A 13,034-nucleotide genomic window follows, 5' to 3' on the forward strand; every position below is an offset into this window, starting at 1 on the left:
CCTCTAAATTCGCGGCACCACGGCGGCGGCACGCGACCTCTCCCCTGAAAAAACTGCCGGGAATACGGTCGGCGTCCATCAACACCGATCCATGCAATCCCGTTCCTTATTTCCGGCCGGATCGCGAGCCACGCGCGGCTATTTTTTTTCCATCACACATTGCAGTGGGTGCTGGTGCTTGCGCGCAAAGTCCATCACCTGCGTGACCTTGGTCTCGGCAATCTCGTAGGTGAAAACGCCGCACTCACCGATCCCGTGGTGATGGACATGGAGCATGATCTTGGTGGCCGCTTCGGCGTCCTTCTGGAAGAACTTCTCCAGCACATGAACGACGAACTCCATCGGCGTGTAGTCGTCGTTCAAAATAAGGACCCGATAGAGGTTCGGACGCTTGGTCTTCGGCTTGACCTTGGTGATGACCGATGTTGATGGTCCGCCGGTTCCGGCGTTGCGGTTCTCGTCATTGCTCATTCGGGGAGCAGAGGGTGACTTTGCCGGCACGGACGGACAAGCTTTGAAGGTTGGCTGCAACATGGCTCAGGCGTTCGAAATTCCAAAAGGGATGACCGGAGGGCGCATCCTGGCCCACACGCGATCGGCTCTGAGGTGAGCCACCGCCTGGTACCCAGTAACGCTTATTCCAGATCGCCGCTCCCGGTCCGACCCGTTGGCCGGATCGGCACCTGGAATATGGGTCCGCCGCCGGATCGCCGCAAGCGCACTGATGTTGCCCTGCCACGTCCCTTGACCGGCCCGATTCCCGGCTCGGCTATCCGGAGCAAGGTTAATCGTTTCTCACGGATTTGACAAAGGACGGCGACGGCCCGTTTAGCCGCCGTTGAGCATGCCGGGGTCTTTTGGCGACCGGTCTGGCGGTGCACCGGGTTTGACCCGTTTTTGGCGGAACCGGTTTACCGCCTGTTTAGCGGCCCGGGCGGAAATGCCCGCAAGAAATCACATTTGCGGTGAGGCCATGCTCGATACAGTCGCATTCCGTCGCTTTCGCACGGCTGCCAGCCGGTTTGCCGGCGCCAATGACGGCAACATCGCGATCCTGTTCGGGATCGCGGTAATCCCGATCATCGCTTTCGTCGGCGCAGCGGTTGATTACACCCGCGCCAACAGCGCCCGCTCCTCGATGCAGGCCGCCCTCGATTCCACCGCGCTGATGCTGGCGAAGGACCTGACCGAGGGCACAATCCAGGCCTCTGAAATCTCGGAGAAGGCAGACGCGTATTTCAAGGCCCTCTATACCACGGACGCCAAGTCGGTCACGATCAAGGCAAGCTATACCCCAACCTCCGGCAACGGCGCGACCATCCTGGTCAACGGCTCCGGCGCGGTGGATACCACTCTCATGCGGATCGCCGGCTTCCCGACCCTGGACTTCAATACCAGTTCCACTTCGGCCTGGGGCAGCAAGCGCATGCGCGTGGCGCTGGTGCTGGATAATACCGGGTCGATGGATGCGAATGGCAAGATGGGGGCCATGCAAAAAGCCGCCACGGACATGATCACGGACCTGTCCAAATACTGGAAGAAGACCGGCGACGTTTACATCTCCATCATCCCGTTCGCGAAAGACGTCAATGTCGGCACCGCGAATGTCGATGCGTCATGGATCAATTGGGCAGAGTGGGAGGCTGAGCCTCCGATTCTGAACGACAAATCCAAAAGCATTAATAATGCCTTCAGGACGGCCATAGCTGGTTCGGACTGTCCTTTCTCGAAAAGCACGCACGGCTTTGTTTGTATGGACAGGCCCGCAACACAAAGCGGAGCTCAGACGAGAAGCAAAATACCTTCGAACGGCTACATCTGCCCTGGCCTCGATAACGGCCAAAAGGTGTCCGGCAAAGCCAACATTTACTACAATGGGTGCTACACGACCACGACCGGCTCGAGCGCAAGTTGCGGAGCATTCGGCCCGAGCAGATGCACGTGCTTCGGGAGCGGCTCAAGCAAGGTCTGTCACTTTTGGCGTGGTGATGACACCGCGGCGACGGCGCCAGCAAGGCCCGCGCGCAGCACCTGGACCGGCTGCATCAACGATCGCGACCAGGCTTACGACACGACGAACATCGCACCGGGATCAAGTGGCGGCAGCCCATCAACGCAGTTCTATGCGGAACAGTGGTCTCAATGCCTTGACTCAACGGTGACACCGATGAGCGAGAATTTTCAAACTCTCAAGGATCAGATCAACGCCATGGTTGCCAGCGGCAATACCAACCAGGCGGTGGGTCTGGCATGGGGCTGGCAATCCGTCAGTACGGATAATGGCCCTATCAAGGCGCCACCGAAAGAAGCCAACTACGTCTACCAGGACTTCATCGTCCTGCTGTCCGACGGACTGAACACCCAAAACCGCTGGAGTTCATCCACGTCGAGCATTGACGCCCGTCAGAAGATCCTCTGCCAGAACATCAGGGATGATAAGTTGCACCCCGTCACGGTGTTCACGATTCAGGTCAACATCAATAGCGCCGATGCGGAGTCCCAGGTGCTGAAGGAGTGCGCGACTCCCGATGGCAGCTTCCAGATGATCACGAGCGCCACTCAGACTTCGGATGCATTCAAGAACATCCTCACGCAAATCTCCAGGCTCCGCGTCGCGAAATAAGCGCCGCAAAAAGCTCACGAAAAAAGCCCGGCCGTTACGGCCGGGCTTTTTGTTTTCGAAATAGGGAGCCGCGAATTAGTGCGCGGCCGGGGAGAACTTCGCGACCAGGCCTTCGTAGGGCTTGTAGGCCTGCTTGGCGAGGTCGGTGTAGAGGCCGGCAATCTTCTGCGATTCCGCGACGAAGGTTTCGTAGGAAGAACGCGCAAATTCGGTCTGGGCTTCGAGCGCCTTGTCCAGCGACTTCACGCCGGAGAGCTTTTCGACAAACGACTTGGTGTCTTCGAACGATTTCTTGGCGTAGTCGCCGTATGCGGTGGCGATCGCCTGAACGCCGCTCTGCACGTTGGTTGCGGAAGCGGCAACCGATTCGAGATGCTCTTTGCCGTAGTTCTGAATGTCTTCAATTTTGACCATCATGGAGTCCTTTCCCTGACTGAGCGTTCCTATTGCCGGGAGGTCCCGGCTCCCTGACCACAACGCCCCTATATGTGCACCGCACAATAAAGTCAAGGATTCTTGTGCGGCGCACAAATACGGTCGATTAACGAAAACCCCGGGGTCTTACGCAACGGTTAATTAATCTTTTGGAAACTCGCTCCGCCTAACCTGATTCCTGGACTTGTTCGTCTTCCGACAGACAGATCGAAAGCTGTTTGTGAACAGCATCTTAGCTGAACAGCGACCTGATCGGCCACTCCAGCCTCGCGTCATGGCCGGACCGGCGCTTCGAACGGGGAACCATCGGCGGCTGGTGGGCACAATTTTGCCTCACGAGCCGGTGATCAAGACAGAAATTGGGACGGGGAAGTAAATGCTTCGTACAACCTTGGCTTCCTCGCGCGCATTGCGAATGTGCGCCCTCGGACTGGTTACCTTCACGACAGCAATACTGATCTCGAGCGAGAGCGCCGAGGCGCGCCGCTCCAAGCACCGCCGCCACCATCACGTCGCGCGCGAAAGCTACAGCCCGCAATTCTCCTCCATCATCGTCGACGGCAATTCAGGCGCGGTGCTCGCCTCCAACAATCCCGACGGCATCCGGCGCCCGGCGTCGCTGACCAAGATCATGACGCTCTATCTGCTGTTCGAGCGCCTGGAATCCGGCAAGATGAAGCTCGACACCGAAATGGAAGTCTCCGAGCACGCCTCCGAGCAGGCGCCGACCAAGCTCGGCCTGCGCCCGGGCCAGACCCTGAAGGTCGAGGACGCCATCAAGGGCCTTGTGACGCGTTCCGCCAATGACGCCGCCGTCGTGGTCGCCGAAGCGATTGCCGGCGATGAAGCCGAATTCGCCAGGCTGATGACGCGCAAGGCGCGCGCGCTCGGCATGAGCAAAACCACCTATCGCAACGCCTCCGGCCTGCCCAACGACGAGCAACTGACCACCGCGCGCGATCAGGCGACCCTCGGCCGCGCCATCCAGGATCGCTTCCCGCGCTACTACCGCTACTTCGCGACCACGGTGTTCAATTATCGCGGACAGTCGATCCGCAATCACAATCGCCTGCTCGGCAATGTCGAAGGCGTCGATGGCATCAAGACCGGCTACACCCGCGCGTCCGGCTTCAACCTCGTAAGCTCGATGCGCCGTGGCAACCGCCACCTGATCGGCGTGGTTCTGGGCGGCCGCAGCGGCGGTTCGCGCGATGCCACCATGCGCAACCTGCTGGCCGAAAACCTCGAGAAGGGCGCGACCAAGCGCACCGTCGTTGCGATCACCGAGCGCAATCCCGCCGACGGCACCGTCGATGTCGCCGCAGCCGAGACCGTTGCGCGTCCGGCCGAAACGGCCCAGTCCGGCGGCGCCCTCGCCGCCGCCGAGCCGGGGCTCGCCGCCATGCCGGCCACCCGCTCGATCGCGCCGGCCAAGCCGTCGCTGATGGCGGCCGCAGCCGCTGCCCTGCCCCCGCCGCCCGCCAAGGTCGAACAGAGCAAGTTCGAGCAGCAAGCCAGGCCCGAACCCGCACCATTGACCAACGGCGTCATCCAGACCCAGCCGATATCAGCGATCCCCGGTTCGGCCGAGCCGATGAAGCCGGTCAGGGTCAAGACGGTTCAGGTCAAGGCTGGACCGATGAAGCTCGCTTCAGCCGGCCCCTCGCAGCCCGCGGCGCCGCCGATCACCAACACCATTCCGGCCCGCCCTGAAATCGCCGAGACCTCCAGCGCCGTCGTCGCAAAGGTCGCGGAGACCAAGGCCGAAGCCGCCAGGGTCGCGATGCCGCCGCAGCCGGCCAATCACGGTACCGGACAAGGCGTGCTCGGCGTGTTGCCCGCTTCCAGCCTGACACAGCCCCCCTCGCAAGCCCCGCACTCGCAGGCGCTGGCCTATGCCGATCCGGCACCCCACACCCAGCCACCCGCCGTCCAGCAGAACAGCGCCGTCAAGCCGGCCGCGCCGGCCGTGGTCCGCACCGGCTGGATCATTCAGGTTGGTGCGCTCGAAAGCGAAAGCGAGGCCAAGCAGCGGATCGATCTCGTCCGCACCAAGGCCAGCGCGCTGCTCAGCAAGGCCGATCCGTTCACCGAGCCGGTGGTCGCCAAGGACAACCGCACGCTCTATCGGGCCCGCTTCGCCGGTCTCGATCGCGATCAGGCTGAAGCGGTTTGCAAGACCCTCAAGCGCGCCGACATTTCCTGCATGACCGTTCGCAACTGATCTGGACGGTTCTTTGAATCTGGCAAAGCCGGCGCCGCAAGTGCCGGCTTTGTTGTTTTCCAAACACAGTCGCAACGGCTCTCGCGAGATCACGCCCTAGGCGGTCCGCGAAAACTTCTCGTCAAGAATTTCCGGTTAGGTTTCCCTGCAATGAACGATCGACCACGCCGGACAACGGCGGGCGATATGGGGCGTCAGTCAGAGAACGGCATGGAAGCAACTCGCGGTTTGTAGCGTCGGTGGCGTGAGCCGGAGTTAGCTAGAATGCGTGCGAAGAAGAGTATCCTTGGCCTCGTTTACGCGGGCAGCGAGGTACGTCGAGCCCCCCTGGTCGGGATGCAGTTTCTTCATCAGGGCGCGGTGCGCCCGGCTGATGTCGTCACGCCCCGCCCCCGGCTGCAAGCCAAGGATCTGATAGGCTTCCTCGTCCGTCATTTTTCCGCTCGCCGCCGTGCGGCGCTGCCCCCCTGCCGCATCGCCTTGCGCGTTCTGACGCCAAGCGGGAAACCGGCGGTCAAGATAGCTTTCAAGTAAGGCGACGCTCTCGGCGTCGAAGGCCGGTATCATCGCGATCAATTGCGGCAGATCGAACTCGCCGAGCGAACGCCCGGCATTCGGCCCGTCCACGATCCGCCCCGACAGTTCGCCGCTGTCGTGATCGAGACTCATGTCAAGAAACTGCGAGCGGACGCGCGAGGCCTGCCCCGACGAACGCTGCGCGCCGCCGCCGAAGATCCCGCCGATATTGCTGAAGCCGCCCGGCCCGAACGGCGACCAGCCGAGCAGGCCGGCGCCGAAGATGCCGAGCGGAATTGCCACCGCAAGCTCGCCGCGCAGCCCGGTGAAAGCTGCGACCGCCAGCGCCACCACGCCGCCCACGATCTTGATCACGCGCGCGAGCACGACCGGGTTGGCTGCACGAAACATCTGCAGCAGCAAGTACAGAACGACAACGGCGATAACGCCGGCAATCAGGGTTGCCATGGCTCCAATATAGCGGCACTGGCGCCGAAAAGCATGACGCTGGGCCTGGTCGCAACCAAAGTCGTAATCACTTCATCTGGCCGATCAGCGCGGCCGCGCCGCTTGTTGTCTTCGACAGCCGCAGCAGCGCTTCGCGCCCGCCGGCGGCGTAGGCTGCGGCGGCGCGCAGCAGTTCGCGCAACTGCGCCGCGGCGCCGGGGTCGAACCTGCACCATGCGCCGCCGGTGAGCCGCGCAATCTCCCGGAACGCCTGCTCGGCGGTCGGGTCGTGGCCTTCCTGGAACATGAACACGGGTACCTTGAGCAGGCCGAGTTCGCCGGCCTTGGCGCAGAGGTCGTCGACGGATTCCTCCATGGCATCGCCGACGAACACCACGGCGCGCACGCCGGACGCCACCGCCTCGCGGCGCGCCTCCGACAGCACCTTGCCGATTTGAGTGTTGCCGCCCTGGCAATCGATCTTGCTCATCAACCTTGCCAGTTGCGCGGAATCGGAGATCCAGCCCGTGGCGCGGCATTCGTTGAAGCCGCGGTAATAGACCAGCCTTATGTCGAGGCTGCCGAGCGAGGCCGCCTCGCGAAACATGTCGGCCTGCAGCGCGCAGGCCATGTCCCAGGTCGGCTGCCGGCTCATGGTGGCGTCGAGCGCAAACACCAGTTTTCCCCTGGCGCCCGGGCGGTGCGGCGACATCGCGCGCGCTTTCGCCACGAAGGCTGCGATGTCCTCCGACGCCGACGGCTTGGCCTCCGGCAATGGACCGCCTTTACGTGTCTCGGCCTTTGCCGAAGCAACATCGCCTGCCGATTTTGGCTTGATGGGTTCGCCGGCCATGAGCGCTCGCGAGTATGTAGCAAGCTCTATGTGGGACGGTGCACGGCGCCGGTCAATGCGCCGGACGGTGGCGCAGCCGCAAACGCACGATAGCGGTCAGTTGCCTAGTTCGTGACGGACTTGTTCTTCGGCGCTGGGTTGCTGGCCAACGGCACGGACAGCGGCACCGGTCCAGGGCTGCTGGTCAGAACGTCCGGTATCTTGGTCGGCACGGGCTTCAACGTGCCGCTCTTGTCGGATTCGTCTAGGAACTTGTCGAGCATCGACTGGATCGAGGATTTGGCTGCGTCAGGGCCGGTGTCCCGCATATCGTTGTGCTGGAAGCCAGTGTTCACGACGGTGATGCCGGCCTGCTCGCATTGCTCGTCGTCAGGCACGACGCCGGGGTCCGCTTTGAAATGCGTGTCCTGGGAGCGGAACGACAGGATCTTGAACTTGCCGTCGGTCAGGAACGGCACGCGCAAATTGTCCAGCGTCACGACTTTCTTGATCTCGTCGGGATACTGCTTGGCGAAATACATCGAGATGTCGCCGCCCATCGAATGGCCGACCATGGTCACCTTTTCATAGTCGGCATTAGGCTGGATCTTCTTCATTTCGTGGACAGCGAAATGGATGTTGGCGACGCCGCGCTGAATCTGCGGCAAACGGCCGACATAGGGTTCACCGATCTTGGTCACCATCGGCGGATCGGTCGGTAGATCGTGCTGCGGGCTGACCGCAAGATAGCCGCGCCAGGCGAACACGGTCGACAGGAATGAATACTCGGTGTTCTTGACGGTGTTGCCGTGATTGAGGATCGCAACCGGCAGCTTGATCAAGCCGGCATTGGCCTGCATTTCCTTGTCGCGGCGAACGGCGATGCTGACCGCCACCAGACGATTGTCGCGGACGGGATCATGAAACGCGATTGTCTCGTGCCGGATCGCCCACTTGTTCGCGGTGAAAAACGCGACTGCGACCAGCACGGAGAGTGAAAGCAGAACGAGAATTCCACGTTTCATATTTGTCTTCGTCCTCGCGCCCGCTAGGGGCTCAACCCTGTTTGAGACTCTTTCGGTCCCTTGTTGATGATATATGTCACGATGGCGTGACATAAAGGCCAAATGTTGTGTATTGACCGCCTGATCATTGTGCGGTGCATCCATCAATTATGCGGCCGCTCATTTCCACAAATTCGGCCTCCTTTTTACTTTATGACGTTTCCTTTCAAGCTTCGGTTCGAGCATCCGATAAAAGTCTAATGAAAATGGCGTAGTGACGCCCAAGTAACGGCGTAGTGCCGCCCAAGTTCCCGGGAACCCGCTGCGTCACGGTGCATCACGGTGCAGAAATACCAGTGACTTAGACCGTCATGTAGATGACAAGCTTCAAGGCCGGGTCGTCATTGGCCTGGAAACTCGCATACTCCAATTTCAGTCGGCCCTTCTTGGGATGGGTCAAGGATTTTCGTCCTGCCGCGACGCCGCTAACGTCGTGGGCTTCCCACCAGCCGATAAATTCCGGACAGCCTTCACGCAGTCGCGCTAGCAGATCGCGAAAGGCTGGATCGCCGGCCCACAGGTCATGCGTCGCCCTGAACTGGGCAACCATGCGCCGGGCCTCGTCCGCCCATGACGCACCGAACAGCCGCCTCGTCGCGGGATTGGTCAGTACCGAGAGCAGGCTGTTGCGGTCGGCTTCCGCAAGCCGGCTGAACGCAAAGATTTCGTCGGCGGCTGCATTCCAGGCGAGAATGTCCCAGCGCCGGCCGGTGACATAGGCCGGCAGGTTGAGTTGCTCGACGGTGCGGCGGACGGCGGGCGGAACGGTCTCGCGGACAAAGGCGCGCCGGTCGGCATTTTGCGTCAGCTCTCGCAGATGCCGGTGTTCGGCCCTGGTCAGCCGCAGCGCGCGCGCCAGCGCATCGATCGTTGCTGCCGAGGGGCTGACGGATCGTCCCTGCTCGAGACGGATGTACCAGTCGACGCCGATACCGGCGAGGTCGGCCACTTCCTCCCGCCGCAGGCCGGGCGTGCGCCGCCGACGGCCGCCGGGCAGCAGGCCGGCCGCCTTCGGAGTCAGCTTCTGCCGCCGTGAGCGCAGGAAGTCGCCGAGTTCGCTTTGCCTTGAATTCGTGCCTGGTTCTGCCATGCGCGCCGCGCCCCGAGGAAGGGTTCCTTAGTCCTAGGATAATACCAGGTCTTGTTGGGGCGATGAAGCCTGCGAGAATTCGGCTTCATCGAAACGAGGAGGCCCCATGAAGGCTGCCGTTCTGAACGCGTTCGGATCGCCGCTTGCGATCGAGACCCTTCCCGACCCGCTGCTCGGCACCGGCGAGGTTATCGTCGACGTCATGGCGAGCCGCGTGCTGGCCTATGCCAACGAAGTGCTCGGCGGGCAGCGGAAATACCTGATGGAACTACCCATGGTGCCCGGCCCCGGCGCGATCGGCCGTGTCCGGACCACCGGCCCCGACGCGACCCGCCTTCGCCCCGGCGATTGGGTCTATTGCGATCCGACCGTGCGCTCGCGCGACAACGCACTATCGCCCGACATCGCCCTGCAGGGCCTCACCGCCGGCAGCGAGAGCGGGCTGCACCTGCAACGGTATTTCCACAATGGCGCCTGGGCCGAGCAGATGCGCGTGCCGACCGAAAACGCGGTTCCGATCGGCGACATCGATGAGAAGGATGCAGGTCGTTGGTGTGCGCTCGGCACCTTGCTTGTACCCTTCGGCGGCTTCCTTGCCGCACAACTGCAAGCCGGAGAGATCGCGCTGGTCAACGGCGCCACCGGCAGCTTCGGCAGCGCGGCCGTCGCCGTCGCATTGGGGCTGGGCGCGCAATGCGTGGTCGCGACCGGGCGGAACGAGCAGGCATTGGCTGAGCTAACGCGGCGGTTCGGTGGGCGCGTCCGGACCGTGCCGATGCGTGGCCACGAGGCCGACGATCGCGCCCGCATCCTGCAGGCGGCGCCCGGCCCGATCGACTGCGTGCTCGACATCCTCCCGCCGGCGGCCAACGCCGCGCAGGTGCGAACCGCCATCATGGCGGTGCGGCCTTACGGCCGGGTGGTGCTGATGGGCGGCGTCGGCCTGCTCGGCGACGTCGGCCTCGATCTGCCCTACCCCTGGATGATGCGAAACTGCATCACCCTGCGGGGGCAATGGATGTACCCACCGCATGCGGCCGCGCTGATGACCGGCCTGATCTGCGCCGGCCTAGTCAATCTCGATCATTTTGAGATCACCGTGTTCGGTCTGGACCGCGCCAACGAGGCGGTCGCGCATGCCGCCGCACACGGTGGTCCGTTCAAAATGACGGTCATCCAGCCGCGATAGGCTGAGCCGGCTGCCGATGGAGATCAGGCGCTGATGATATCGCCAATGATGTCGTGGACTTCGAGCGGCTTGTCGACCTGGGTGAACCATTCAGCGCGGTTGGCGGCGCGGCGGCGGCCGCGCTCGTCGAGCGGCAGCTTGAGCTGGCGCAACAGGCTGGTCACTTCCTCGCGTGCCGTGACATGGCCCATGCTGGGCCGGGTGCCGAGGGTAGCCTCGTCGATGTTGTCCAGGGCCGTCAGTCCGCGCGGGAAGAATTCGCGGTAGACCACCCGCTCGGCGAATCCATCGATGGAACGGAAGCCGAGCCGCAGCGACAGGTCCTTCAGGCTGTCGGCGACGAGCTGCTTGTTGCGCGATCCGATCATCGACAAGCGGTTGCGCACCACGATCCAGTCGGTGGTGGCGCCGTCGAGCTGGCGGCGCTTGCGCCTGGTGTCGCGCACCATCTCCGCATAATGGCTCTCGCCGGTTACCGTGTAGGTTGCGGGATCGACCGTGCCGAGCACATCGAAATCGAGGAAGCTGTCGTTGATCGGGGTCACCAGCGTGTCGGCCATCGAATGCGCCAGCCGCATCAGGTAGGAGTCCGAACCGGGCGTATCGATGACGATGAAGTCGAAAGCGCGCTCGACCGTGCCGACCGCCGCCGCGAACTGCTGGAACTCGGAGTTTTCGTTGTCGGCGATCTGCATCGTCTCGCCGAGCTTAATGCAATAGTGCACGGGGATTTCGAGATCGAGACCGGTGCGGCGGGCCCACGCGCTCCGGTTGGCGATGTAGCGGGTAAAACTCTGCTGGCGGCAGTCGAGGTCTATGGTGGCGACGCGCTGCCCGGCCTTCAGCAGGGCAACTGCGATATGCAGGGCGGTGGTGGATTTTCCAGAACCGCCCTTCTCGTTGCCGAGCACGACGACATGCGCCGAACCAAATTGACCCTGACTCGCCTGAAGCAACATGATTCAACCCCCGCTCGATATCTTCAAATCACAGCGCGGCTGCGGTCAAGTGAAATGCGTGACGACGCATTCAATTCGCTCGCGGTGTGTCTTAATCATGAATCCGATGGTGCGGATTTCGTTCCGTTGCAGCGATCTGCTCGCAGCCTTTTCGATCAGCGCGGCGGACACATCTAGCTTTCGCGTTTGAGCTGCCGCAGGCTTGCCATTCCCGAGTAACCTTGGCGGCAAAGCTCTGGCCTTATAAGGTCGGCGCGCCCGCCGAAAGTATCGGGGCCACCGGCCCCCTCACCCCGTCACAAGCTGCAAGAGATCGAGGCCAGATGTCGCGAAGTCCCATGGTCGTCCGTACCGTTCCCGCATTGCGCCGCGCTGTCGAGGCCTTGCGCGCCCGCAAGGCCGCCGTCGCGCTGGTGCCGACCATGGGTGCGCTTCATGACGGACACATGTCGCTGGTCCGGCTCGCCAAGCGTCGCGCACAGAAAGTCGTCGTCTCGATCTTCGTTAACCCGACGCAGTTCGCGCCGACGGAGGATTTCGGCTCATACCCGCGCACCTGGAAGGCCGACCTCGCCAAACTCACCGCCGAGAAGGTCGACCTGGTCTGGAATCCGGACGTCAAGGCGATGTACCCGGACGGCTTCGCCACAAGGATCGTGCCCGAAGGTCCGGCCACCGCCGGGCTCGAGGATCGTTTCCGACCGCATTTCTTCGGCGGCGTCGCCACCGTGGTTGGCAAACTGTTCACGCAGGTCCGGCCGGACGTCGCGATCTTCGGCGAGAAGGACTTTCAGCAACTGCGGGTGGTGACGCAGATGGCCGCCGATCTCGACCTCGGCGTCAAGGTGATCGGCTCGCGCACGGTGCGGGAACGCGATGGGCTGGCGATGTCCTCGCGCAACGTCTACCTCTCGGCCGAGGAACGGCAGACGGCACCGACGCTCCATCGCGCCATGAAGGAAAGCGCAAAACGGCTGAAGGCAGGCGAGGATTTCGAGGCGGCGATGGCGGTCGGCCGCGAACTGATCACCGCCGCCGGCTTCGCGCTGGACTATTTCGAGGCCCGCCACGCCGGGACGCTGGCGCCGATCGCATCGATCAAGGACGGACCGGTGCGGATCCTCGTCGCCGCGAAGCTCGGCACGACCCGCTTGATCGATAACATCGGCGTCTAGGGCGTAGCCGCAGCCCCGGTCAGAGCAGCCCCAGATCGCGCAATTCGCGCCGCATCGGTTCCGGCATAGCGGCGACGCTTGCGGCGGAGGATTTGCTGAGGTCCGGGGGTGCTGCGTCCTCGGTCAAATAGCGCCAGCCCTGGAACGGGCGCATCGGCCGCGGTGAGACTGCAAACACTTTGGGCTGCATCACCAGGCGGCACCGCCCGATACCGTCCTTGTCGCGGAACGGTTCGATCGCGATGATCTTTTCGCGGGCGGCGATTTCACCCTTGATGACCCAGTAGAGCGAACCACCGGCGAGGATCTCGCCGTCGCGCTTCGGCGTCATCCGCGTGATGTGGACGTGACGAAGCGGCAGGCCCTTTTTCTTGGCGGTTGCCATCCGTTCGGCAACCCACCCTTTGAGTTCTTTGACCGACTCGCAGCCAACGGCGAGCTTGATGAGATGAAGCGGCATGATCCCGCCGATGTAGCGGC

General features: G+C 62.8%; 12 protein-coding genes. 4 read left to right on the top strand and 8 right to left on the bottom strand.

From position 1 onward, the window contains the following. Positions 1-138: 138 nt before the first annotated feature. Positions 139-471 carry an ATP-dependent Clp protease adapter ClpS gene (gene clpS, locus V1273_RS20935; protein ID WP_028345585.1) on the bottom strand — a complete coding sequence of 111 codons (333 nt, stop codon included), beginning with the start codon at positions 469-471 and terminating at the stop codon, positions 139-141. A 502-nt stretch (positions 472-973) separates the two neighbouring features. On the opposite strand from clpS, the gene V1273_RS20940 reads away from it, so the two are divergent. Next, complete coding sequence (locus tag V1273_RS20940; protein ID WP_334410731.1) at positions 974-2,623, top strand: TadE/TadG family type IV pilus assembly protein; 1,650 nt, start codon at positions 974-976, stop codon at positions 2,621-2,623. Positions 2,624-2,698: 75 nt separating this feature from the next. Here V1273_RS20940 and V1273_RS20945 read toward each other — a convergent pair whose 3' ends face one another. Next, positions 2,699-3,037, bottom strand: coding sequence for a phasin family protein (locus tag V1273_RS20945; RefSeq protein WP_334368930.1), 339 nt, complete (start codon positions 3,035-3,037; stop codon positions 2,699-2,701). 397 nt (positions 3,038-3,434) lie between these two features. On the opposite strand from V1273_RS20945, the gene V1273_RS20950 reads away from it, so the two are divergent. Next, on the top strand, positions 3,435-5,282 hold the full coding sequence (locus V1273_RS20950; RefSeq protein ID WP_334410732.1) for a serine hydrolase: 1,848 nt from the start codon (positions 3,435-3,437) through the stop codon (positions 5,280-5,282). Positions 5,283-5,537: 255 nt separating this feature from the next. Here the strand turns inward: V1273_RS20950 and V1273_RS20955 are convergent, their stop codons facing one another. The 4 genes from V1273_RS20955 to V1273_RS20970 all read right to left on the bottom strand — a co-directional run bounded on the left by V1273_RS20955 (position 5,538) and on the right by V1273_RS20970 (position 9,231). Beyond that, on the bottom strand, positions 5,538-6,266 hold the full coding sequence (locus V1273_RS20955) for a DnaJ domain-containing protein (protein ID WP_334363203.1): 729 nt from the start codon (positions 6,264-6,266) through the stop codon (positions 5,538-5,540). Positions 6,267-6,333: 67 nt separating this feature from the next. Next, positions 6,334-7,098 carry a VWA domain-containing protein gene (locus V1273_RS20960; RefSeq protein ID WP_334410733.1) on the bottom strand — a complete coding sequence of 255 codons (765 nt, stop codon included), beginning with the start codon at positions 7,096-7,098 and terminating at the stop codon, positions 6,334-6,336. Between the two features lie 104 nt (positions 7,099-7,202). Next, positions 7,203-8,102: an alpha/beta hydrolase gene (locus V1273_RS20965; protein WP_334363206.1), complete on the bottom strand. Its 900-nt coding sequence runs from the start codon at positions 8,100-8,102 to the stop codon at positions 7,203-7,205. Positions 8,103-8,442: 340 nt separating this feature from the next. Further along, complete coding sequence (locus tag V1273_RS20970; protein ID WP_334410734.1) at positions 8,443-9,231, bottom strand: helix-turn-helix transcriptional regulator; 789 nt, start codon at positions 9,229-9,231, stop codon at positions 8,443-8,445. A 106-nt stretch (positions 9,232-9,337) separates the two neighbouring features. Here V1273_RS20970 and V1273_RS20975 point away from each other — a divergent pair, with 106 nt between their 5' ends. Next, the gene (locus tag V1273_RS20975; RefSeq protein WP_334410736.1) at positions 9,338-10,420 is read left to right on the top strand and encodes a zinc-binding alcohol dehydrogenase family protein; all 1,083 of its coding nucleotides are present in this window, start codon (positions 9,338-9,340) and stop codon (positions 10,418-10,420) included. A gap of 23 nt (positions 10,421-10,443) precedes the next feature. On the opposite strand, the gene V1273_RS20980 is transcribed toward V1273_RS20975, so the two are convergent. Next, positions 10,444-11,379, bottom strand: a complete 936-nt coding sequence (locus tag V1273_RS20980) for a division plane positioning ATPase MipZ (protein ID WP_213286404.1) — start codon at positions 11,377-11,379, stop codon at positions 10,444-10,446. Positions 11,380-11,702: 323 nt separating this feature from the next. Between V1273_RS20980 and panC the strand changes: the two genes are divergently transcribed. Beyond that, positions 11,703-12,554 (top strand): pantoate--beta-alanine ligase, encoded by an 852-nt coding sequence (gene panC, locus V1273_RS20985; RefSeq protein WP_334363211.1) that lies wholly within the window; start codon positions 11,703-11,705, stop codon positions 12,552-12,554. 19 nt (positions 12,555-12,573) lie between these two features. Here panC and V1273_RS20990 read toward each other — a convergent pair whose 3' ends face one another. Beyond that, entirely contained in the window at positions 12,574-13,014 is a 441-nt protein-coding gene (locus V1273_RS20990; RefSeq protein WP_334410737.1) for a DUF1489 family protein, read from the bottom strand. Positions 13,015-13,034 lie beyond the last annotated feature (20 nt).

The sequence above is a fragment of the Bradyrhizobium sp. AZCC 1721 genome (assembly GCF_036924715.1).
In the GTDB taxonomy this organism is placed as follows: Bacteria; Pseudomonadota; Alphaproteobacteria; order Rhizobiales; family Xanthobacteraceae; genus Bradyrhizobium.

Bases quoted from the DNA above. Each gene is read 5' to 3' on its own strand.
- V1273_RS20965 (WP_334363206.1), bottom strand. From the start codon at position 8,102: ATGAAACGTGGAATTCTCGTTCTGCTTTCACTCTCCGTGCTGGTCGCA.
- V1273_RS20950 (WP_334410732.1), top strand. From the start codon at position 3,435: ATGCTTCGTACAACCTTGGCTTCCTCGCGCGCATTGCGAATGTGCGCC.
- V1273_RS20940 (WP_334410731.1), top strand. From the start codon at position 974: ATGCTCGATACAGTCGCATTCCGTCGCTTTCGCACGGCTGCCAGCCGG.
- clpS (WP_028345585.1), bottom strand. From the start codon at position 471: ATGAGCAATGACGAGAACCGCAACGCCGGAACCGGCGGACCATCAACA.
- panC (WP_334363211.1), top strand. From the start codon at position 11,703: ATGTCGCGAAGTCCCATGGTCGTCCGTACCGTTCCCGCATTGCGCCGC.
- V1273_RS20955 (WP_334363203.1), bottom strand. From the start codon at position 6,266: ATGGCAACCCTGATTGCCGGCGTTATCGCCGTTGTCGTTCTGTACTTG.
- V1273_RS20970 (WP_334410734.1), bottom strand. From the start codon at position 9,231: ATGGCAGAACCAGGCACGAATTCAAGGCAAAGCGAACTCGGCGACTTC.
- V1273_RS20990 (WP_334410737.1), bottom strand. From the start codon at position 13,014: ATGCCGCTTCATCTCATCAAGCTCGCCGTTGGCTGCGAGTCGGTCAAA.
- V1273_RS20980 (WP_213286404.1), bottom strand. From the start codon at position 11,379: ATGTTGCTTCAGGCGAGTCAGGGTCAATTTGGTTCGGCGCATGTCGTC.
- V1273_RS20945 (WP_334368930.1), bottom strand. From the start codon at position 3,037: ATGGTCAAAATTGAAGACATTCAGAACTACGGCAAAGAGCATCTCGAA.
- V1273_RS20960 (WP_334410733.1), bottom strand. From the start codon at position 7,098: ATGGCCGGCGAACCCATCAAGCCAAAATCGGCAGGCGATGTTGCTTCG.
- V1273_RS20975 (WP_334410736.1), top strand. From the start codon at position 9,338: ATGAAGGCTGCCGTTCTGAACGCGTTCGGATCGCCGCTTGCGATCGAG.